This window comes from Streptomyces griseoruber, assembly GCF_001514205.1.
GTDB classification, from domain to species: domain Bacteria; phylum Actinomycetota; class Actinomycetes; order Streptomycetales; family Streptomycetaceae; genus Streptomyces; species Streptomyces griseoruber.
Map to the genome: position 1 here is coordinate 1 of NZ_KQ948826.1, position 1,534 is coordinate 1,534.

General features: G+C 69.9%; 1 protein-coding gene and 1 pseudogene. One reads left to right on the forward strand and one right to left on the reverse strand.

The window, feature by feature from the left end; translation table 11 throughout:
* Nucleotides 1–119: 119 nt before the first annotated feature.
* Nucleotides 120–590: a hypothetical protein gene (locus tag AQJ64_RS44785; RefSeq protein WP_055633450.1), complete on the forward strand. Its 471-nt coding sequence runs from the start codon at nt 120–122 to the stop codon at nt 588–590.
* A gap of 94 nt (nt 591–684) precedes the next feature.
* Here AQJ64_RS44785 and AQJ64_RS47550 read toward each other — a convergent pair.
* A pseudogene (locus tag AQJ64_RS47550) lies at nt 685–1,377 on the reverse strand (IS5 family transposase); the annotation flags it as partial.
* Nucleotides 1,378–1,534: the final 157 nt, after the last annotated feature.

A 1,534-nucleotide genomic window follows, 5' to 3' on the forward strand; every position in this document is an offset into this window, starting at 1 on the left:
AGACGCCATCCGCTTTCCGAACGTGATCGTTTGGTTCGGGCTGGGTGGGCATGAACTCCGGTCGGCGGCGGGAGAGATGCGGACGGTTCGTTCGCTCGCGTCGCTCGTGGAGGTGGCTGGTGCCGTCGGTGCTCGGTCTGTTGGAAACCCGGGAGAAGAAGGTGCGGGAAGAGATCGCGCTGTTGCAGGAGGAGGCCGAGCGGGTGCAGGCCGCGCTCGGCGAGGCGGAACGGGCTCTTCAGCGGCTGGTGGATGCCCGTGTGACGGTGGCCGAGGTGCTGGCCGAGCCGCCCTCCGTGGTCGAGGAGCCGCAGCGGGGTTCAGTGGCCGGCTCGGTGGTGCCCCACCGGACCGACGGCATGACGGTGTCGGTCCTGGCGCCGGACTACCAGCGGATCGTGTCGGTGCTGGAGTCGGAAGCGGGCAGGGAGGGCATGCGCTGTCAGCAGCTGGCCACGGCTCTGGGGCTTCAGGTGGTCCCGGCGAAGGTCGAGGGGCTGCGGTCGAAGGCGAAACGCCTGGTGGAACGGGGGTGGGCTCGGCAGGCGCGGCCGGGAGTGTTCCCCGCGCTCGTGATGCCGGCCGGCTGAAGGCACCGGGGCGACGTCCGGCCAGACGGCCGCTCATGAGCATCGTCATCGACCACAGCACCATGGCCTCGTGCATGACGGGCAGCGTCTCGTACTCGCGCACCAGGCGGCGCGAACGCATCAGCCAGCTGAGCGTTCTTTCCACCACCCACCTGCGCGGCAGCACCACGAAGCCGCATGTGTCGTCGGTGCGTCTGACGATCTCCAGGGTGAGGTGGAGGTTCTCGGCCGCCCAGTCGACCAGCCGCCCGGCATAGCCGCCGTCCGCCCACACCAGGCGGATGGAGAAGTACATCTGTCGCAGCCGCTCAAGCAGCGGGACGGCGGCGTCGCGGTCCTGCACGCTCGCCGCGGTCACCGCGACGGCCAGGACCAGGCCGAGGCAGTCCACCACCAGGTGCCGCTTGCGGCCACCCACCTTCTTCCCGCCGTCCCAGCCAGACGTGGAGCGCGGGATGTTCGCCGCTGCCCGCAGTGACTGCGAGTCCACAATCGCGGCCGTCGGGTCCGGTGAGCGGCTCTCCTTGTCCCGCACGCGGTCACGCAGCCGGTCGTGGAGTTCGGCGAGCAGGCCCGTCACCTGCCAGCGGCGGGCGAACGCATGCACACGCCGGTACGGCGGGAAGTCCACAGGCAGATTGGCCCACTTGACGCCGTTGTCGACCACGTAGCGGACGGCATCCAGCATCACACGGTGGCAAGAGCTCTCCGGCCGGCCGCCCCGTCCTTCAAGCCACGCGGGCACCGGCAGCACCGCCCGGACGACCTGCCATTCCGCATCCGTCATGTCCGAGCCGTAACACCGCACGCGCTCCGGCCCGTCGGCCGCGTTGCCGAACCTGTGCGCGAGGCAGTCACACGACAGGGGCGGCGAGTTGGACTCCACACAGGTGAGCGCGAAAGACTGCGGCAACAGGGCCTCCTGGTGATCGGTTTGGTTCGCA